The sequence below is a fragment of the Nonomuraea sp. NPDC049649 genome, from assembly GCF_040675175.1.
Classification (GTDB): domain Bacteria; phylum Actinomycetota; class Actinomycetes; order Streptosporangiales; family Streptosporangiaceae; genus Nonomuraea.
Genome location: NZ_JBFAOH010000034.1, coordinates 23,319 through 40,654, shown reverse-complemented (window position 1 = coordinate 40,654; position 17,336 = coordinate 23,319). Strand labels below are relative to the sequence as shown.

Annotated in this window: 21 protein-coding genes; 10 read left to right on the top strand and 11 right to left on the bottom strand. The window is 71.7% G+C overall.

Translation table 11 applies throughout. From position 1 onward, the window contains the following. Nucleotides 1-68: 68 nt before the first annotated feature. Entirely contained in the window at nt 69-920 is an 852-nt protein-coding gene (locus AB0J42_RS29885) for a DUF72 domain-containing protein (protein WP_364300234.1), read from the top strand. Between the two features lie 33 nt (nt 921-953). Here AB0J42_RS29885 and AB0J42_RS29880 read toward each other — a convergent pair whose 3' ends face one another. Further along, nucleotides 954-1,307, bottom strand: coding sequence for a hypothetical protein (locus AB0J42_RS29880; RefSeq protein WP_364300232.1), 354 nt, complete (start codon nt 1,305-1,307; stop codon nt 954-956). Between the two features lie 231 nt (nt 1,308-1,538). Between AB0J42_RS29880 and AB0J42_RS29875 the strand changes: the two genes are divergently transcribed. Continuing rightward, entirely contained in the window at nt 1,539-3,482 is a 1,944-nt protein-coding gene (locus AB0J42_RS29875; protein WP_364300230.1) for a beta-galactosidase, read from the top strand. A gap of 75 nt (nt 3,483-3,557) precedes the next feature. After that, on the top strand, nt 3,558-4,712 hold the full coding sequence (locus AB0J42_RS29870; RefSeq protein WP_364300228.1) for an MFS transporter: 1,155 nt from the start codon (nt 3,558-3,560) through the stop codon (nt 4,710-4,712). Between the two features lie 2 nt (nt 4,713-4,714). On the opposite strand, the gene AB0J42_RS29865 is transcribed toward AB0J42_RS29870, so the two are convergent. Next, nucleotides 4,715-5,902 carry a TerC family protein gene (locus AB0J42_RS29865; RefSeq protein ID WP_364300226.1) on the bottom strand — a complete coding sequence of 396 codons (1,188 nt, stop codon included), beginning with the start codon at nt 5,900-5,902 and terminating at the stop codon, nt 4,715-4,717. 136 nt (nt 5,903-6,038) lie between these two features. Between AB0J42_RS29865 and AB0J42_RS29860 the strand changes: the two genes are divergently transcribed. The 3 genes from AB0J42_RS29860 to AB0J42_RS29850 all read left to right on the top strand — a co-directional run bounded on the left by AB0J42_RS29860 (nt 6,039) and on the right by AB0J42_RS29850 (nt 7,982). Beyond that, a complete protein-coding gene (locus AB0J42_RS29860) occupies nt 6,039-6,845 on the top strand; it encodes an MBL fold metallo-hydrolase (RefSeq protein ID WP_364300224.1) in 807 nt (268 codons plus the stop codon). Between the two features lie 48 nt (nt 6,846-6,893). Next, nucleotides 6,894-7,493 carry a PadR family transcriptional regulator gene (locus AB0J42_RS29855; RefSeq protein WP_364300222.1) on the top strand — a complete coding sequence of 200 codons (600 nt, stop codon included), beginning with the start codon at nt 6,894-6,896 and terminating at the stop codon, nt 7,491-7,493. A 114-nt stretch (nt 7,494-7,607) separates the two neighbouring features. Further along, nucleotides 7,608-7,982 carry an SgcJ/EcaC family oxidoreductase gene (locus tag AB0J42_RS29850; RefSeq protein WP_364300220.1) on the top strand — a complete coding sequence of 125 codons (375 nt, stop codon included), beginning with the start codon at nt 7,608-7,610 and terminating at the stop codon, nt 7,980-7,982. A 99-nt stretch (nt 7,983-8,081) separates the two neighbouring features. On the opposite strand, the gene AB0J42_RS29845 is transcribed toward AB0J42_RS29850, so the two are convergent. Beyond that, nucleotides 8,082-8,534 (bottom strand): ATP-binding protein, encoded by a 453-nt coding sequence (locus AB0J42_RS29845; RefSeq protein WP_364300218.1) that lies wholly within the window; start codon nt 8,532-8,534, stop codon nt 8,082-8,084. Between the two features lie 260 nt (nt 8,535-8,794). Here AB0J42_RS29845 and AB0J42_RS29840 point away from each other — a divergent pair, with 260 nt between their 5' ends. Continuing rightward, entirely contained in the window at nt 8,795-9,091 is a 297-nt protein-coding gene (locus AB0J42_RS29840; protein WP_364300217.1) for a hypothetical protein, read from the top strand. A 7-nt stretch (nt 9,092-9,098) separates the two neighbouring features. Here the strand turns inward: AB0J42_RS29840 and AB0J42_RS29835 are convergent, their stop codons facing one another. Beyond that, nucleotides 9,099-10,481: an LCP family protein gene (locus AB0J42_RS29835; RefSeq protein ID WP_364300215.1), complete on the bottom strand. Its 1,383-nt coding sequence runs from the start codon at nt 10,479-10,481 to the stop codon at nt 9,099-9,101. Between the two features lie 110 nt (nt 10,482-10,591). Between AB0J42_RS29835 and AB0J42_RS29830 the strand changes: the two genes are divergently transcribed. Next, nucleotides 10,592-11,143, top strand: a complete 552-nt coding sequence (locus AB0J42_RS29830; RefSeq protein ID WP_364300213.1) for a zinc ribbon domain-containing protein — start codon at nt 10,592-10,594, stop codon at nt 11,141-11,143. Nucleotides 11,144-11,291: 148 nt separating this feature from the next. On the opposite strand, the gene AB0J42_RS29825 is transcribed toward AB0J42_RS29830, so the two are convergent. The 7 genes from AB0J42_RS29825 to AB0J42_RS29795 all read right to left on the bottom strand — a co-directional run bounded on the left by AB0J42_RS29825 (nt 11,292) and on the right by AB0J42_RS29795 (nt 15,370). Beyond that, nucleotides 11,292-11,552 carry a DUF6510 family protein gene (locus tag AB0J42_RS29825; RefSeq protein WP_364300211.1) on the bottom strand — a complete coding sequence of 87 codons (261 nt, stop codon included), beginning with the start codon at nt 11,550-11,552 and terminating at the stop codon, nt 11,292-11,294. A 1-nt stretch (nt 11,553) separates the two neighbouring features. Next, a complete protein-coding gene (locus AB0J42_RS29820) occupies nt 11,554-12,279 on the bottom strand; it encodes a ferredoxin reductase (RefSeq protein WP_364300209.1) in 726 nt (241 codons plus the stop codon). Next, nucleotides 12,280-12,879 carry a sulfite oxidase-like oxidoreductase gene (locus tag AB0J42_RS29815; protein ID WP_364300207.1) on the bottom strand — a complete coding sequence of 200 codons (600 nt, stop codon included), beginning with the start codon at nt 12,877-12,879 and terminating at the stop codon, nt 12,280-12,282. It lies immediately after the preceding gene. A gap of 52 nt (nt 12,880-12,931) precedes the next feature. After that, the gene (locus AB0J42_RS29810) at nt 12,932-13,417 is read right to left on the bottom strand and encodes an MSMEG_6728 family protein (RefSeq protein WP_364300205.1); all 486 of its coding nucleotides are present in this window, start codon (nt 13,415-13,417) and stop codon (nt 12,932-12,934) included. Nucleotides 13,418-13,445: 28 nt separating this feature from the next. Next, a complete protein-coding gene (locus AB0J42_RS29805; RefSeq protein ID WP_364300203.1) occupies nt 13,446-14,270 on the bottom strand; it encodes an alpha/beta hydrolase in 825 nt (274 codons plus the stop codon). 42 nt (nt 14,271-14,312) lie between these two features. Continuing rightward, entirely contained in the window at nt 14,313-14,993 is a 681-nt protein-coding gene (locus AB0J42_RS29800) for a phosphatase PAP2 family protein (protein WP_364300201.1), read from the bottom strand. A gap of 161 nt (nt 14,994-15,154) precedes the next feature. Next, nucleotides 15,155-15,370 carry a hypothetical protein gene (locus AB0J42_RS29795; RefSeq protein WP_364300199.1) on the bottom strand — a complete coding sequence of 72 codons (216 nt, stop codon included), beginning with the start codon at nt 15,368-15,370 and terminating at the stop codon, nt 15,155-15,157. Between the two features lie 112 nt (nt 15,371-15,482). Between AB0J42_RS29795 and AB0J42_RS29790 the strand changes: the two genes are divergently transcribed. Both AB0J42_RS29790 and AB0J42_RS29785 read left to right on the top strand, forming a co-directional pair. Further along, nucleotides 15,483-16,706 (top strand): sensor domain-containing protein, encoded by a 1,224-nt coding sequence (locus AB0J42_RS29790; RefSeq protein ID WP_364300197.1) that lies wholly within the window; start codon nt 15,483-15,485, stop codon nt 16,704-16,706. Continuing rightward, entirely contained in the window at nt 16,694-17,332 is a 639-nt protein-coding gene (locus AB0J42_RS29785; protein ID WP_364300195.1) for a response regulator transcription factor, read from the top strand. The genes AB0J42_RS29790 and AB0J42_RS29785 overlap by 13 nt, the downstream gene beginning before the upstream one ends. The last annotated feature ends 4 nt before the right edge of the window (nt 17,333-17,336 follow it).

The following is a 17,336-nucleotide window of genomic DNA, read 5'->3' as shown; positions in this document are numbered from 1 at the left end:
GGCTTGATTGAGGGCCCCGCTCGGGGCCGGATCGTCGTCGTTGCTTGGCGCGGGTAGCGTGGGGCGGCATGCGGCTTCATGTGGGATGCGCGATGTGGACGCACGGGCCGTGGCAGGGACGGCTGCTGCCGCACCCGCTCCCGCCGGCCGAACGGCTGCGGGCCTACGCCACCTGGTGCAACGCGGTCGAGGGCAACACGACGTTCTACGCCACCCCGGCCCGGAGCACGGTGGAGACGTGGGCGGCCCAGACCGAACCCGGCTTCCGGCTGCCGGTCAAGCTGCCCAGGACGATCACGCACGAGCGGCGGCTCGCGGCGGCCGACGAGCCGCTGCGGGAGTTTTTGTACGCGATCGAGCCGCTGGGTCCGAGGGCGGACGCGCTCTGGATCCAGTTGCCCGGCTCCTTCGGCCCGAACGACCTGGGGGCGCTGGCCGTGTTCCTGCACCGGCTGCCCCGCGACTACCGGTACGCGGTGGAGGTCCGGCACCAGGCGTTCTTCGAGGACGCGCGGGCCGTCCGGTCGCTGGAGGGCGTGCTGGGGCGGGCCGGGGCCGAGTGGGTGCCGTTCGACACGGTCACGCTCTTCGAGAGCCCGCCGACGACCGACGCCGAACGGGACGCGTGGGTGAAGAAACCGCGGATGCCGCGCCGCTCGGCGGCGCTCACCGAACGGCCGATCGTCCGCTATCTGGGCCGCGACGACGTCGATCGTACGGTCGAGGGGTGGGCTCACTGGGTGGGCGTCGTGACGGACTGGCTGCGTGAGGGCCGCTCGCCGACCTTCTTCATCCACACCCCCGACAACGCCGACGCCCTGACGCTGGCCCGGCGCTTCCACGACGAGGTCCGCGCCCGCCTGCCGCAGCTGGAACCCCTCCCGGACCCCGAACCGGTGGAACCGCTCACGCTGTTCTAACGGCCGGGTGTGGAGGAGCGGGCCGGGACGTATCTAGCGGCCGTGCGTGAAGGACTGGGCCGGGACGTACAGCTCGTGCCCGCTCGTGAAACGCACCCTGACGCCGTCGGACGTCCACTCGGTCTCCGCGACCTCCTCGCCGGGCGCGCTCACCATGTGGCCGTACCCGAAGCCCGGGTCACGGCCGATGACCAGCTGATGTTCCGGGGCGCTGAACAGCGAGTTCTTGCGGAGCAGGCCCAGGTGATGTGCTGAATTATCGGTATAGGTCACGTCGTCCGGCTGCTCGTTCCGGTACACCACCTCGGTCACGGGCCACTGCCCGGCGACCACGATCGTGACTCCGGCGACGAGCCCGGCCAGGAGTAAGGCGAGTTTCTTGACCATGCCCACAAGCCTCTACCGTCAGCCGCATGGACGGCTACGCGGAGCTGCTGGAGGCGGCGCGCGGCGGGAACGCTGGCGGTTCCTGCCCGCGCGGGCCGACGGGCAGCTTGAATCGACTCAAGCACGAAAATCAGGCTTGTGCGGGTGTTTCTCGTGCCGTGGAAGGAGGGTTGCCCGCTGAGAGGAAGAACGTTTTAATCCCTCTGGGGCACCCCGGCAGGAGGAGGGCACTTGATCGGCTACGGCGGCGACTGGAATCCGGAGCAGTGGCCTGAGGAGGTCTGGGCCGAGGACGTCGCCCTGATGCGCGAGGCCGGGGTCAACCAGGTCAGCGTCGGCATCTTCTCCTGGTCCATGCTGGAACCGGCCGAGGGCAGGTTCGAGTTCGGCTGGCTGGACCGGGTGATGGACCTGCTCGCGGCGGACGGGATCGGCGCCTTTCTCGCCACCCCGACCGCGTCGCCGCCGCCGTGGTTCGGGCACACCTATCCCGAGGCGCTGCCGGTGGACGCCGACGGGCGCAGGCTCCACCACGGCAGCCGCCAGGGCTTCTGCCCCAGCTCGCCGATCTACCTCGACAAGGCGCTGCGCGTCGTGGAGCAGCTCGGCGAGCGTTACCGCGAGCATCCCGCGCTGCGGATGTGGCACGTCCACAACGAGTACGGCTGCCACAACGCCCGCTGCTACTGCGACGCCTCCGCGGAGGCCTTCCGCGACTGGCTGCGCGGGCGGCACGGCACGCTGGACGCGCTGAACGAGGCGTGGGGCACCGCCTTCTGGTCGCAGCGCTACAGCTCGTGGGAGCAGATCCTGCCGCCGCGCGCCACCCCGTCGTTCCCCAACCCGGGGCAGCAGCTCGACTTCCGCCGGTTCAGCTCGGACGCGCTGCTCGCCCTCTACCGGGCCGAGCGCGACCTGCTCGCCCGGCTGGCCCCGGACGTGCCCGCCACCACGAACCTGATGGCGGGCGCGCACTGGGACATGGACTGCTGGTCCTTCGCCAGGGAGGTGGACGTCGTCTCCACCGACCATTACCTGATCGGCCCCGACCCGCACATCGACCTGGCGTTCGCCGCCGACTACGCCCGTTCGCTGGGCGGCGGCCGGCCGTGGCTGTTGATGGAGCACTCCACGAGCGCCGTCAACTGGCAGCCGGTCAACCGCGCCAAACGCCCCGGCGAGCTGCGCCGCAACTCGGTGCAGCACTTCGCCAGGGGCGCGGACGCGATCATGTTCTTCCAGTGGCGGGCGTCCCGGGCGGGTGCCGAGAAGTGGCACTCGGGGATGGTCCCGCACGCCGGCACCGGCACGAAGATCTGGCGCGAGGTGACGGGCCTGGGCGCGCTGCTCGGGGCCGCCGCCGAGGTGGCGGGCAGCACGGTACGGGCCGACGTGGCGATCCTGCTCGACCACGCCAGCGTGTGGGCGCAGGACCACCCGGCCCAGCCCACCGAGGAGCTGAAGCCGGTCGACGTCATCAAGAGCTGGCACGCCGCGCTCTGGAAGCAGGGCGTGACCTGCGACGTCGTCCACCCGGAAGCCGACCTGTCCGGTTACCGGCTCGTCCTGGCGCCCGCCCTCTATCTGGTGAGTGACCAGGGTGCCGCGAACCTCGAACGTTTCGTGGCCGCCGGCGGGACCGCCCTGGTCGGCCCGTACAGCGGGGTCGTCGACGAGCACGACCGGGTGCGGCTCGGCGGCTACCCGGGCGCCTGGCGCGACCTGCTCGGGGTGACGGTGGAGGAGTTCTTCCCGCTGGAGCCCGGCGAGACGGTCAGGCTGTCGGGCGGCGGCACGGGCTCGGTGTGGAGCGAGACGGCGCGGGCAACGACCGCCAAGGTGGCCGACACGTACGAGACGGGCGAACCGGCGTGGACCCGCAACGCGTGGGGCGACGGGACCGCCCACTACCTGACCACGGTGCTCTCGGGCGACGACCTGGCGGCGGTGCTGCGGACGGTCTGCGCGGAGGCCGGGGTCGGCGGGACGGCGACCCCGGGCGTGGAACTGGTCCGGCGGGCGCATCAGGACGGCCGGGCCTACCTGTTCGCGATCAACCACACGGCGGCGGACGCGGTCGTCGAGGCCACCGGCACGGACCTCGTGACCGGAGAGGCGGCGACGGGCGAGCTGACGGTCCCCGCCGGGGAGGTGCGGATTCTGCGGGTGTCCTAAAGCGGCCACGCCCTCCGCCGCGAAGGTCGTTTACGATCAAGGCAAGTCGCCGACACATGCACCCGGGGGGTCCGCGTGTCCGTTCTGCGCGGTCCTGTCTTGCTGTCGTACGTGGCCTTCGTCCTGGTCGGGGTGAGCGCCGGGATCGCCGGGGTGCTGCTGCCCGCGCAGATCGCCGACTACGGCGTGGACATGGCCACGATCGGCATCACGTTCTTCACGTTCTCCGCCGGTTATCTGCTGGCCGGGTCCACGTCCGGTTCGCTGATGCAGCGGTACGGGACGCGGGCGGCGCTGGTGCTGGGGACGGGCTGGTTCGTGCTGTCGGCGCTGGTGCTGGGGGTGCGGCCGCCGTTCGTGGTGTTCGTGGCGGTGCAGGTGGTGGCCGGGTACGGGATGGGGCTGCTGGAGGCGGTGCTCAACACGTACCTGGCGGGGCTGCCGTCGGCGGCGACGCTGCTCAACCGGCTGCACGCGTTCTTCGGCGTGGGGGCGCTGCTGGGGCCGCTGCTGGCGACGTGGATGCTGGCGTTCGCGCCGTGGAACTGGGTCTGGCTGGTGGTGGCGGGGCTCTTCATCGCGCTGGCGGTGGGGTTCGCGCTCGTGTACCCGCGCGAGCGGCCCGCGCCGGCGGCGGAGCGGGTCAGCAGGGGGCTGCTCGGCACGTCCCTGCGCTCGCCCGCGGTGGTGCTGGCCTGCACTTTCCTCGCCGTGTACGTGGGGCTGGAGACGGCGGTGGGCAACTGGGGGTTCACCTTCCTGGTGGACGAGCACGCCCAGGCCGCCGAGATCGCCGGGCCGATGGTGAGCGGCTACTGGCTTGGGCTGACCGCCGGGCGGTTCCTGATCAGCCCGGCCGCCGAACGGCTCGGCTGGACGACGGTGGGGATGGCGTACGCCTGCCTGGCCGGGATCGCGGCGTCGGCGGCGCTGATCTGGGCGGCCCCGGCGGGGCTGGTGGCCGGGGCGGGGCTGGTGCTGCTCGGGTTCTTCCTCGGGCCGGTGTTCCCGACCGCGATGGCCGTGGTGCCGAACCTGACCGAGGCCCGGCTGGTGCCCACCGCCATCGGACTCATGAACGGCGTGTCGGTCCTCGGGGGCGCGGTGTTCCCGTGGCTGGCCGGGGCGATCGCCGAGGGCGCGGGCGTGTGGACGCTCATGCCCTTCTCGCTGGCGCTGGGCCTGCTCCAGCTCGCGCTCTGGCGGCTGATCGTGGTGCGGATGCGCTGAGCTCAGTTCCGGCGGGCCGCCTCGGGGCCGTAGCGCTCGTGGACCCGCCGCAGCATGTCCATCAGCTTCGCGTCCTCGCGGATCTTCTCCCGGTACTTCTCCGGCAGCCTGCGCAGCTGCGTCTCCTCGTCCACCAGCAGGCGGTAGAAGTACGCGCACTCCTCCGGGTCGCACTCCCCGTCCAGCAGCCGGGTGGCGTACCGGCGGGCGGCCGAGGACATGTTCTGCGCCCGGCCCTTGGTGCTGACCAGCGAGGCCACGATGGTGACCGTCAGGACGCCGATGATCACGATCAGGGACAGGCCGGTGGGGATCTCGACCACGTTGACGGGCTCGCCGTCGTTGATGAACGGCACGTTGTTCTCGTGCAGGGCGTGCAGGAAGAGCTTGACGCCGATGAAGGCGAGGATGGCGGCGAGCCCGTACGAGAGGTAGATGAGCCGGTCGAGCAGCCCGTCGATGAGGAAGTAGAGCTGCCGCAGCCCCAGCAGGGAGAACGCGGTGGCCGTGAAGACCAGGTAGACGTTCTGGGTGAGACCGAAGATCGCCGGGATGGAGTCGAGCGCGAACAGCAGGTCGGTGCCGGCGATGGCCACCATGACGAGCAGCATCGGGGTCAGGACGCGTTTGCCGTCCACGACGGTCGTCAGCTTGTCGCCGTCGTAGTGCTCGGAGGTGTGCAGGAACCGCCGGGCCAGCCGGACCACGATGTTGTCGCCCTGGTGGCTCTCCTCGCCCTCGGGCCTGATCAGGTTGCCGGCGGTGAGGAGCAGGATCAGCCCGAAGACGTAGAACACCCAGGCGAACATGTTGATCAGCGTCGCGCCGAGGAGGATGAATCCGGTACGGGCGACCAGCGCGAACGTGATGCCGAACAGCAGCACCTTCTGCTGGTCGGCCCGGGGCACCCGGAAGCTCGCCATGATGACCAGGAACACGAAGAGGTTGTCGACCGAGAGCGCCTTCTCCGTGACGTAACCCGCAAAATACTCGGCCCCCATGTCGGAGCCGCCGAGAGCCCACACCCCGAGCCCGAACAGCACCGCGACGCCCACGTAGAGGCTCGACCAGATCGCCGCCTCGCGGAGCGTGGGAATGTGCGCCTGACGCACGTGGAAGAGGTAGTCGAACAGCAGCAGCCCGGCGATCCCGATGATCGTCAGCCACCACACCAGCACCGGCACACTCACACGAGCCCTCCCCGGGATCGGACAGGAACCTGTTACCCCGCGCCACGGGACTCACGCACCCGGTGTCGTGCGCGGCGGGCTGATCCTAATAAAGTCTGTTCGTCATGACTTCGGCACGCCGCACCGGGATCGCGCGATGAATGAACCTTGGCAGGAGATCGGCGATCGGGTGTATGTCCGCCGCCACGAGTCCTATGACATGAACGTGGGTCTGGTGGTCGGCGACGGCCACTGTCTGATCATCGACACACGCATGTCGCATCGGGAGGCCGCCGACCTGATAGAGGCGGTCCGGCGGATCACCCCGAACCCGTGGACGGTCGTCAACACGCACGCCCACTTCGACCACTATTTCGGCAACGCGATGTTCCGCCCGGCGGAGATCTGGGGGCACGTCCGCTGCGCCGACGAGATCGAGCTGCACGGGGCCCGCGACCGGGACGCCGTGGCGGCACAGCTTCCCGAGGACCGCCGGGCCGAGGTGGAGGAGGTGGAGCTCGTACCGCCGGACCACGTCTTCACCTCGGCCGCCACGCTCGACATCGGCGGCCGGATCGTCCACCTGCGCCACTTCGGGCTCGGCCACACCTCCCACGACGTGGTGGCGCACATCCCCGACGCGGGCGTGGTCTTCACCGGAGACCTGGTGGAGGAGGGTGCGCCCCCGTCGTTCGGTGGCTCGTACCCGCTCGACTGGCCCGGCACGACGGCGAGGATGCTGCGCGACATGCGCGAGCAGGTGTACGTGCCGGGACACGGCGCGGTCGTCGGCCGCGACTTCGTGATCGCCCAGCACGAGGAGCTGGCGGTGGTGGCCGAGCTGGCCCGCCGCGCGCACGTGGAGGGGCTGCGTGACCTCATCCAGAAGTTCCCCTACGACGAGGACGTCACCCGTACCGCCATCGAGCGCGCCTTCGCTCAGCTCGACGAGGCCCTTCTCTAGAGTCGAGCACTCCGCTATAGTGCAAAGTGCAATAGTCGAGGAGGGGTGATGGCGCGACGACACGACCTGGTGGGGCTCACCGTCCTCGCCATGCTCTCCGTACGCGCCAGCCACCCCTACGAGCTGCACCGCTTCATCGTCGACACGCACAAGGACTACGTGACCGGCCTGCCGCGAAGCCTCTACCACGCGGTGGACCGGCTGGCCAGAGACGACCTGATCACGCCCGCGGAGACCGAACGCGAAGGCCGCAGGCCCGAGCGGACGGTCTACGAGATCACCGACGAGGGCAGGCGCGAACTCGGCGTCCGGCTCCGCAGGCTGCTCGAACAGCCCGAACCGGACCGCCGCACACTCGTCGCCGCCGTCTCCCTGATCGGGGCGCTGCCGCCGGACACCGCGCTCAAAGCGCTGCGCACCCGCACGGCCACGCTCCAAGGCATGATCGGGACCATCGACGCGCACCTCGCCACCCAGGCCGAGAACGGGCTGCCGCAACTGCTCCTGCTGGAGCTCGAGTGCGACCGCGCACTCTACGGCGCCGAGCTCGACTGGGTGCGTACGGTCATCGGCCGCATCGAGCGAGGCGACCTCGACTGGCCGGGCACGGTCAAACAGTCGCTGCTGGAGCAACTGCTCGACGAGTAAGACGGCCGCCGGAGTGCGCCAACACCCCGGCGGCCGGCCATCCGAACACGGCGCCTGCCTTGTCCAGACTTCGCAGTTCCCAAGGATAGGCGCCCGACCACACGGGAGTGTGCCTTGTCCGCTGAGATCCGTGACCTGCTCGACCGCGTCTACGAGACCTGGAACGCCGGTGACGCCGCCGCCTACGCGCGACTGTTCACCGAGGACGCCGACTACATCACCTACTTCGGCGCCACCATGAAGGGCCGCCAGGCGATCGAGGAGGGCCACCGCAAACTGTTCACCATGCCGATCAAACTGGAGAGCCGGGGCGAGCCCGCCATCAGAACGCTCGGAGACGGCGTCGCCCTAATCATCGCCACCGGCGGCTCCACCGTCGACGGCGCGCCCGACCCCGGTCGCGACTCCATCCTCACCTACACCGCCGTACGAACCCCGGAAGGCTGGCGCTTCGCCTCCTTCCAGAACACCCGGGTGAGCCAGCCCTAAGACCGGCGGTGCGCGTCATCGCGGCGCGGCTCCCGGATAGCTCTCTTTCCAGAACACCCGAAGCCAGCAGCAGGGTTTCCGGCCGTCCGGCGGTGCGCGTCATCGCCGGGCGGTGGGAGGGTGCGCAGGGAGGGCGGGGAAGGTAGCGACCAGGCCGCCGTCCTCCGCGACGAGGGTGCCGCCGTGCAGGTGGGCGATGTCCCTGGCGATCGGCAGTCCGAGCCCGGCACCGCCCGCGTCCCGGGCGCGCGCCTCGTCGAGCCGGGTGAAACGGTCGAACACCGCCTCACGGTGCTCCGGCGGAATCCCCGGCCCGTCGTCGCGGACCCGCAGCACCGCCCGGCCCTCCTCTCTCACCACTTGTACGGTGACGCGCCCGGTGGCATGCCGGGCCGCGTTCCCCACCAGATTGGTCACCAGCCGGCCCAGATGCGGCCGTGACCCCTCCACCAGCACATCCGGTTCGATGTCGAAGGCCAGCTCGACCCCCGACCGCCGCTCCACCCGCAACGACTCCTCCGCCGCGACCTGACCCAAATCCACCTCGGTCATGCCGGGCCGCTCACCCGAGTCCAGCCGGGCCAGCAGCAACAGCCCGGCGGCCAGCGACTGGAGCCGGTCCAGATCCGCCAGCCCCTCCCGGGTCAGCTCGCTCGGTTCGGCCAGCGGTCCTGGCGACGGCCGGGCTGAGCGGCTCCGCCCTGGCGACCACCCCCGACTCCTCCCCGGCCCCTGCCTCCGGCTCCGCCCTGGCGACCACCTCCGGTTCCGTCCCGGTGCCTGCCCTCGCCGGTCAGCCCGGGTGCGAGGCGGTGGCGATCAAGCTGGAGGACGGCTCGACGGTGCGCGCGGTGCCCGCCACCCCGGTCGGCGAGGCTTCCGCCGGGGTCGCGGAACCGGCGGAGACCGTCCGGCTGGAGACCGTCACCAGGGTCGTCGAACCGGCCGAGAGCGTCCGGCCTGAAGCGCTCGCCGACGTCCCCGAATCGGCCGGGACCGTCCGGCTTGACGACGTCGAGTTCGCGGAGGCCCGCCCGGCTCTCCCGGTCGACGGCGAGCCTCCGGTCCTGCCTGGTAAGTCCGTCGCGGTGACCTGCCTGAAGCGCTGACGGCCGGTCAGGGGGCGGTGCAGCTGTCGTGGGTGGCGTCGATGCCCTTGGCGGCCTCGGCCGGGTCCGGGGGCCTCAGGCCGCGCCAGTCGTCGCCCACGATCAGCATCAGCCGGGCCGTGCGGGCGTCCGGCATCGCCCGCGCCGCGGCCCGGCGCACGTCGCGGGTGAGCGTGGGCACCCGCTTCTCGCCTGCCGGACCGTACAGAATCTTGGATTTGCGGTGCGGTTTGCGGGGGGTGTCGCCGACGCGGGTGACCTGGTAGCCGCGTTGCTCAAGGGCCGCCGCCACCTCGGCGGCGGCGCCGGCGCGCGTGGTGCCGTTGCGTACGTCCAGGGCCACCTTGGAGCGGGGCACCCGGGTCCGGCCGCCGCGCACGCCGCCGAGCCGAGCGTCCTTGGCGATGGTACGGAAGAGCCGGTCGGCCTGCGGTTGCTCCCATTCGACACGGCCCGGCTGGGTCACCGAGTAGCGCCAGGGGGTGGTGATGAAGCGGATCCGGCCGCGGTCGAGGCCCTGGAGGCTTTCGGCCAGGTCCTTCATGACGCCGACGGTGAGGCCGGGGTCGGTGGTGACGGCGCGGGTGCCGGCGTCGAGGAAGCCGAGCATGTGGGCCGGGTCGGCGTTCATCACTTTCTTGAGCATCGAGGCGATGAACATCTGCTGGCGCTGAATCCGCCCGATGTCGGAGCCGTCGCCGAAGGAGTAGCGAGCCCGGACGTAGCCGAGCGCCTGCTCGCCGTCGAGCGTCTGGCGCCCGGCGGGCAGGTGGAGCCGGGCTTTCTCGTCGTCGACCCGCTCGGCGAGGCAGACCTCCACGCCGCCGACGGCGTCGACCATGCTCTTGAACCCGGAGAAGTCGACCTTGACGAAGTGGTCGATGTGGATGCCGGTGAGCGTCTCGATGGTCTTCCAGGTGCAGGCGATGCCGCCGTTGTTGAACGACTCGTTGATCATGCCGGTGTGCGGCTGCTGGCCCGGGTGCCCTTCGCGGGGGCGGCAGCCGGGGAGCTGCACCACCGAGTCGCGCGGGAAGCTGATGACCACGGCGCCGTCGCGGCGGGACGACAGGTGGGCCAGCATGATCGTGTCGGTGCGCTCGCCCTCGATGTGCCGGCCGTAGCGGGCGTTCTTGCCCTCGCGCTGGTCGGAGCCGACGATCAGCACGTTCACGGCGGTCATGGCGACCTTGGGCGGCCGGGTGGCGTCCAGCTCGCTCGCCACGTCGATGTGCCGGACGTTGCCGGTGAGCCGGAGCACGACGCCCACACCGGCCGCCGTGACCAGCAGCGCCCCGGCCCCGGCGCCGATGGCCAGCCGCCGCAGCCAGCGGCGTCGGCGACGCGGTGCACGGGTTTTCGGGGGCGTGTCGATGAGCCCGCTCGTCACCGGATATCTTCCGGCTGGAGGCCCCGTCCTTCAGGGCGGCAAGGGAAGCCGGAACGGCCGGACACTTCTGTCTCCCAGTTCTGTCGGTGGCGGTCGGTAGTTTGATCGGCGTGTCCCGTTACCGGCTCCAGCCTTCGCCTGCTCAGGAGCAGGCGTTGCTGGAGCATTGCGGGCATGCCCGGTTTGTGTGGAATCTCGCGGTTGAGCAGCACTCTTGCTGGAGGCCTGGACGTAAGAGTGCGCCGGGGTTCGCCGAGCAGTGCCGGCAGCTGACCGAGGCGCGGGCGGCATTCGCGTGGTTGCGGGCGGGGTCGATCATCGTCCAGCAGCAGGCGCTGAAGGATTTCGCGCAGGCCATGAGCAACTTCTTCGGCGGCAGTCACCGTCGTCCGGCCTGGCGCAAGCGCGGGCGGGGTGAGGGGTTCCGGCCTCCCGCGTACACGAGTCAGCGGTGTTCGGCGTGCGGGATCGTGGACCGGCGAGCGCGTGAGAGCCAAGCGCGTTACCGGTGCCGGTCCTGCGGATACGCCGGCAACGCCGATGTGAACGCGGCCAGGAACATCGAACAGGCGGCAGGGCATGCCGTTTCTGCGCGGGAAGGGCCACGGGCTGCCGGGCCGGTGCACCGCGAACCTCAACGCGACCTCCTCCTCGTGGGGTAGTTGCGGTTGGAATCCCTGTGCTTCAGTTCAGCGCGGGGAGGATGCCAAGCAACTCCCCCTGGGGGACGCGGCCGCGGGTGGCAGCCCTAGGCACGTGGTGGGTCCGGCCGGTCGATAGTACAGAAACGGGCCGGGTCAGGTGTCCGTATCAGTCGACAACCGGTATACGGAGCGTCACCATTCCGCGCATGTCGAGCCAGGCGGCGTCGGGTTCGCGGACGAGGCGGAGCAGCACCTCGTCGCAGCCGGGGCAGCGGGCGACCAGCCCCGGGTCCGGCCCGTACACCTTGAGCGTGGCGACCGGGCCGGTCCGTCCGCAGCTCGCGCACTGGCCGGTGGCGGCGGTGAGGTCCACGGCGAAGAGTTCGCTGAGGGGGCCGGCCAGCACGTTTCCGTCGAGATGCGTCATGTCAGCCTCCGCTGGGTCCGAAGCGTTCCGTCTTGATCCGGTCCGGCGCGTGCCCGAGGGCGAGCAGCAGGTCGGCCGCGGCCTCGACGAAACCCGTCGGGCCGCACACGTACACGTCCGGCTCGAAGTCCGCCGGCCAGCCGCTCTCGGCCAGGTCGTCCAGGACGACGCGGCCCGCCTTGCGCGGCCAGTCCGCGGGCGCGCTCCTGGTGTAGAGGTACGTGACGTCCAGGCCGGGTTCGGGGAAGTGCAGTTCGTCCGCGTAGTAGCGGTGGCCGGGGTCGCGCAGCGAGTACAGCAGCCGGAACGGCGCCCGGCTGGAGACCCGCCGGCGTTCCCTGATCATGGCCATCAGCGGCACGATCCCCGACCCGCCCGCGACCAGCAGCACCGGCGCGGCGCTCTGCGGCCGCCACACGAACCAGCCGCCGACCGGCCCGCGGAACTCCGCCTGGTCGCCGGGCTCCATCACCCGGGTCAGGTACGGGGAGACCTCGCCGTCCGGCACCTCCTCCACGGTCAGCTCCACCCGGTCGCCGTCGGCGGGGGCGGCGATGGAGTAGCTGCGCTGGGTGCTGTAGCCGTCCTCGGCGGTCAGCCGCACGTCCACGTGCTGACCGGGCAGGTGGCCCGGCCAGCCGGGCACGTCGAACAGCAGCGTGCGGGCGGTGGCGGTCTCCTCGCGGGAACCGGCCAGCGTGACGGGCCGCCAGGTGAGGCGCCGCATCTAGTCGCCCTGGTAGCGCTGCTCGCGCCAGGGGTCGCCGTAGTCGTGGTAGCCCGCGGTCTCCCAGAAGCCGGGCGTGTCCTCGTCCAGCAGGCGGATGCCGCGCACCCACTTGGCGGACTTCCAGAAGTACAGGTGGGGGACCAGCAGCCGGGCCGGGCCGCCGTGCTGCGGCTCCAGCTCCTCGCCGTCGTAGCGGTAGGCGATCCAGGCCTTGCCGTCGAGCAGGTCCGCCACCGGCAGGTTCGTCGTGTAGCCGCCGTAGGAGTGGACCAGGGCGTACTCGGCGGCGCTGTCGACGTTCTCGAACAGCACGTCGAGCGAGACGCCCTCCCAGCTCGTGTCGAACTTGCTCCACTTGGTGACGCAGTGGATGTCCACCGTCGGCGTCTCGGCGGGCAGGGCCGTCAGCTCGTCCCAGGTCCACCGGTGGGCCTGCCCGTCCTCGGTGTCGATGACGAACTCCCACCGGTCGAGCGGGACGTGCGGGGTCGGCCCGGCCGAGAGCACCGGGAAGCCGTGCTCCAGGTACTGTCCGGGCGGCAGCCGGTCGCCGCCCTCGCCGCGGCGGCCCCGGAAGCCACGTGAGATGACGCTCATGGAGACCACGACTGCCCCGCCCGAAGGTGGTGAAAAGCGGCTTTACCGCGTTTTAGCTGTCGGGCATGCACGCGGGCGGACGGCCCGACGGCGGCCACACGTACTCCAGGTCGTCCGGCTCCGCACCGAAGATCGGCCGGTAGAAGGCCGGGTCCTTGCGCAGCAGCGCCGAACGGTGGCTGAGGTGCAGGGCGGGGTCGCCGAGCCACGGCGGCAGCTCGCCCGCCTCCGCCAGCTCCGACTGGCCGCGCGGGAGCGGGGTGCCGCAGAGCTCGGCCAGCTCCCGCGTCATGGTGGCGGCGCAGGTGTCGGCCCGGCCCATCGAGCACCAGTGGCCGCACATCTCCAGCCCGTAGCGCACCAGCGCCTCCTCGAACCCGGCCCACATCCTCACCACCGGGTGGTGCCGCCAGCCGTAGCCGGGCACCGTCAGCGCCCGCAGCACCTGCAGCGCCTCCACCCGCTGCTTGCCCAGCCGCAGCGGGTCCAGGACCTCCGCGGTACGGGCGAAGTCCGGGTAGGGCAGGAAGGTCTGCATGGCAAATCTCCTGCCCTGACCAGGGCGTTCACACGTGATTGGCGAGCCAGGGGCGGAGCGCGGGCAGCACGGCGGCGGGCTGCGTGGCCTGCGCGTGGTCGAGCCCGTCGAGCACCGCCACGTCCCAGCCGAGCGCCTCCAGCTCGGCCCGGCGGCGGACGATCGGGCCGGCGACGTCGACGCGGGCATTGCCCCACCGCTCGTCGTAGGCGATGAGGTCGGCCGACCCGGCGAAGCAGAGCCGCGGGCAGGTGAGCCGCCGCTGCGCCGCCAGGTCGTCGAAGTCCTGCAGTCCCTCGTACAGCGTGACGAACTGGCGGGCCTGGTCCTCCGACAGCGCCACTTCCACGGTCGACCAGTCGCCGGGGGTGGCCTCCTTGCCGGTCGCCGTGCCCGTCATGCCGAGAGTGGCCCTGGTGACGGCCAGCATCTCCGCGTACGGGCCGTCCACGGGCGGGTAGCCGCCCATGACGAGGGCGTCCAGCCGGTCGGTGCGGAGCGCGAGCTGCAGCCCGCTGAGCGCCAGCCACGAGTAGCCGTAGTACGCGAACCTGGCCGCGCCCACGGCGTCCGCGACGGCCAGCAGGTCGGCGGCCACGTTCTCCGCGGTGAGGGTCAGCGGCTTGGGGTGTGCGAGCACGTGGCCCTCGTAGTCGAACGCGGCCACCCGCACCAGGTCGCCCAGCCCGTCCATGAGCGAGCGTCCCAGGGCCGGGTCGTGGCCCCAGGCGCGCATCGCCTCCGCCTGCGGGCCTTCGGCGGGGGTGGGGTTGACGGGCAGCAGCAGGGTGGGGCCCGTGCCGTGGACCTCGATCTCGATCGTGCTTCCGTCGTGCAGCTCGGCCTGGGGCATCGGTATCTCCGTACGCCGTAATGAGTTCTGGGCGTGAATAGCTTACGGCGTAATGAGATCGTCGGCGAGCCGCCGACTCTCGAACACGGCCACCGACACCGCCAGCAGAGCCACACCGAGCACGATCCCGCCCAGCACGTCGCTCACCCAGTGCACACCCAGCGCCACCCTCGTGTACGCGACGCTCACGATCAGGAACACGGCCCCCGCCCACGCGGCTGCCCGTCCCCCGGCGGACAAATGGGGCATCGCGAGCAGCAGCAGAATCCCGGCCCCGAGCGTCACATTCAGCGCGTGACCCGACGGGAACGCGTCCCCCGGCGCGAACGCCACCGGATCGGGCAGGACAGGCCTCTCCCGGTCCACGATCACCTTCAGCAGCCAGCCGATCAGCCCGCCCACGACGATCGTGGCCGCCGCCCACAGCGCCACCCCTCTACGTTCTCGCCGCCACAGCCACACCGCCAGGACGAGCACCACGACCCGCCACGTCCACGGCCCGAACAGCTCGGTCCAGACGACGAGCAACCACGTCACGCCCGGGTCGGCCACCGTGTACTCGAACAACTCCCGCGTCACCCGCTCATCCAGCGGGTTGAGCGGCCGCGCGGCCACCACGAGCAGCCCCACGAACACCACGGTCAGCGCCACCGCGGTGACCGACGCGACCGTCACCCTGACCGGCCGCCCACGCGCGACCCGCGCCCCCGTCCGTTCCTGCATGCGCCCCGGCTACCCCACCCCCCACCACCCATGCGACCGGCCGCCTCCACCCCTGGCGCTCCCACCATCGGGCGCCTGCACGGGTGGTGCTCACGCGACCGGCCGCCACCCACCCGTATCCCTGGTGTTCAGGCGACCCACCCACTCCCAAGTGTTCTCGCCTATCCCTGGTGTTCAGGTGATCGGCGGTGCCGGGCGCGGTGGTCGCGGACGAGGCCGGCGATGCAGGCCAGGGCGAGGAGGCCGAAGAGGATGGCGGCGAGCACCGCCCAGCCGCCGATGGAGTTGGCGACGACGTTGGCCGCGGCGCAGACGGCCAGGCCGGTCCAGAGGGCGATGCGGACGGCGACGTTTTCCCTGCGGTACGGATCAGTCATGGCGGCAACGCTAGGCACGGCGCAATCGGGGAGAAATCCCACACACGCCCCAGCCATCGGTACAGCAGGCTGGAATGACGGCATCCCCGCCCGTCCGTACATTTGTGGACCGATGATGAGAAACGCCGTCGAGGCGCTCGACCGTCTCGCGGGCGGCCTCGGCACCGCCGTGCTCGCCCTGGCCACCCTGGCCTGCTGGCTGGTGGTCGGCGCGGCGTCGCTGTTCTGGGTCGGCCTGCCGCTGCTGCCCGCCGTGGTCTCGATGACCCGGGTGGTGGCGGACAAGGAACGGGCCAGGCTGGGCCGGTGGGGCGAGCCGGTGCTGACCCCGTACCAGTCCAGCGTCGAGGGCCTGAGCCGGCAGGACGCGCTCCGCGCCGTGCGGCGCGACCCGGCCACCTGGCGGGACCTGCGCTGGCTGGCGCTGCACGCGACGTCCGGCCTGTTCCTGGGGCTGCTCGGCATCGCGTTCCCGGTCATGGCGGTGCGGGACATCACGTTCCCCCTCTGGTATCGGCTGCTGCCGGAGAGCGAGACGACCACCAGCATGTTCCTGCCGCTCACCTGGGTGGGCATCCTGGGCACGGTCGTGATCGGCGTCGTCTGGGTGGTGCTCTGCCTGACGATCGGGCCCGGCATGGCCCGGCTGCAGGCGCTGCCCGGGCGCCGGCTGCTGCCGCCGCACCCGTCGGTGGACCTGTCGGACCGGATCGCCCAGCTCACCGCCACCCGCGCGGGCGCGCTGCGGGCGCACGCCGCCGAACTGCGCCGCATCGAACGCTCGCTGCACGACGGCGCGCAGAACCGGCTGACGGCCGTGGTCGTGCTGGTCGCCGCCGCCAGGCGGGCGCTGGACCGCGACCCGGCGGCGGCCGGCCCGGCGCTGGACCGGGCCCAGGACGCCGCCGAGACGGCGCTGCGCGAGCTGCGCGGGGTGGTGCGCGGGATCCTGCCGCCGATCCTTCAGGACAGGGGGCTCGCGGGCGCGCTGACCGCGCTGGCCGCCGACTGCCCGGTGCCGTGCCGGGTGTCGGTGGCGGAGCCGGGCGCGGTGCCGCTGTCGGTGGAGACGACCGCGTACTTCACCGTGGCCGAGGCGCTGACGAACGTCGCCAAGCACAGCGGGGCCGCGCACGCCCGGGTGGCGTTGCACCGGCGCGGCGACACGCTGCGCGTCGAGATCGAGGACGACGGGCGCGGCGGGGCCGTGGAGCGGGACGGCTCCGGGCTGGCGGGGATCCGCCGCCGGGTGGCCGCGCACGACGGGGTTCTCACCGTGACCAGCCCGGCCGGAGGGCCGACGAGAATCGAGGCGGAGCTGCCGTGCGTGTCGTGATCGCCGAGGACGACGCCCTGCTGCGTGAGGGGCTGGCGCTGCTGCTGGGCGGTGAGGGGTACGAGGTGGCGGCGGCCGTGCCGGACCCGGAGTCTTTCATGCGGGCGGTGGCCGAGCACCGGCCGGACGTGGCGGTGGTGGACGTCCGCATGCCGCCCACCCACACCGACGAAGGCATCAAGGCGGCGGTCGAGGCCCGGCGGCTCCACCCGGAGCTGGCGGTGCTCGTGCTGTCGGCGTACGTGGAGCAGGCCTTCGCCACCGAGCTGCTGGCCGGTGGCACGAACGGGATCGGCTACCTGCTGAAGGAGCGGGTGGGGCGGGTCGGCGAGTTCGTGTCCGCGCTGGAGCGGGTGGCGTCCGGCGGCACCGCCATCGACCCGGAGGTGGTGGCCCAGCTCTTCACCCGCCGCCGCGGGCCCCTCGACCGGCTCACGGCCCGGGAGCTGGAAGTGCTCGCCCTGATGGCCGAGGGCCTGGGCAACACGGCCATCGCCGAACGCCTCGTGGTCACGGACGGCGCCGTCCACAAGCACATCCGCAACATCTTCGCCAAACTCGACCTCTCACCCACCGACCGCGTAGACCGCCGGGTGGCCGCCGTCCTCCACTACCTGGAGGCCTGAACCC

Bases quoted from the DNA above. Each gene is read 5' to 3' on its own strand.
- AB0J42_RS29885 (WP_364300234.1), top strand. From the start codon at position 69: ATGCGGCTTCATGTGGGATGCGCGATGTGGACGCACGGGCCGTGGCAG.
- AB0J42_RS29795 (WP_364300199.1), bottom strand. From the start codon at position 15,370: ATGACTGATCCGTACCGCAGGGAAAACGTCGCCGTCCGCATCGCCCTC.
- AB0J42_RS29815 (WP_364300207.1), bottom strand. From the start codon at position 12,879: ATGAGCGTCATCTCACGTGGCTTCCGGGGCCGCCGCGGCGAGGGCGGC.
- AB0J42_RS29805 (WP_364300203.1), bottom strand. From the start codon at position 14,270: ATGCCCCAGGCCGAGCTGCACGACGGAAGCACGATCGAGATCGAGGTC.
- AB0J42_RS29810 (WP_364300205.1), bottom strand. From the start codon at position 13,417: ATGCAGACCTTCCTGCCCTACCCGGACTTCGCCCGTACCGCGGAGGTC.
- AB0J42_RS29820 (WP_364300209.1), bottom strand. From the start codon at position 12,279: ATGCGGCGCCTCACCTGGCGGCCCGTCACGCTGGCCGGTTCCCGCGAG.
- AB0J42_RS29790 (WP_364300197.1), top strand. From the start codon at position 15,483: ATGATGAGAAACGCCGTCGAGGCGCTCGACCGTCTCGCGGGCGGCCTC.
- AB0J42_RS29855 (WP_364300222.1), top strand. From the start codon at position 6,894: ATGGCGCGACGACACGACCTGGTGGGGCTCACCGTCCTCGCCATGCTC.
- AB0J42_RS29860 (WP_364300224.1), top strand. From the start codon at position 6,039: ATGAATGAACCTTGGCAGGAGATCGGCGATCGGGTGTATGTCCGCCGC.
- AB0J42_RS29800 (WP_364300201.1), bottom strand. From the start codon at position 14,993: ATGCAGGAACGGACGGGGGCGCGGGTCGCGCGTGGGCGGCCGGTCAGG.
- AB0J42_RS29880 (WP_364300232.1), bottom strand. From the start codon at position 1,307: ATGGTCAAGAAACTCGCCTTACTCCTGGCCGGGCTCGTCGCCGGAGTC.
- AB0J42_RS29825 (WP_364300211.1), bottom strand. From the start codon at position 11,552: ATGACGCATCTCGACGGAAACGTGCTGGCCGGCCCCCTCAGCGAACTC.
- AB0J42_RS29845 (WP_364300218.1), bottom strand. From the start codon at position 8,534: ATGACCGAGGTGGATTTGGGTCAGGTCGCGGCGGAGGAGTCGTTGCGG.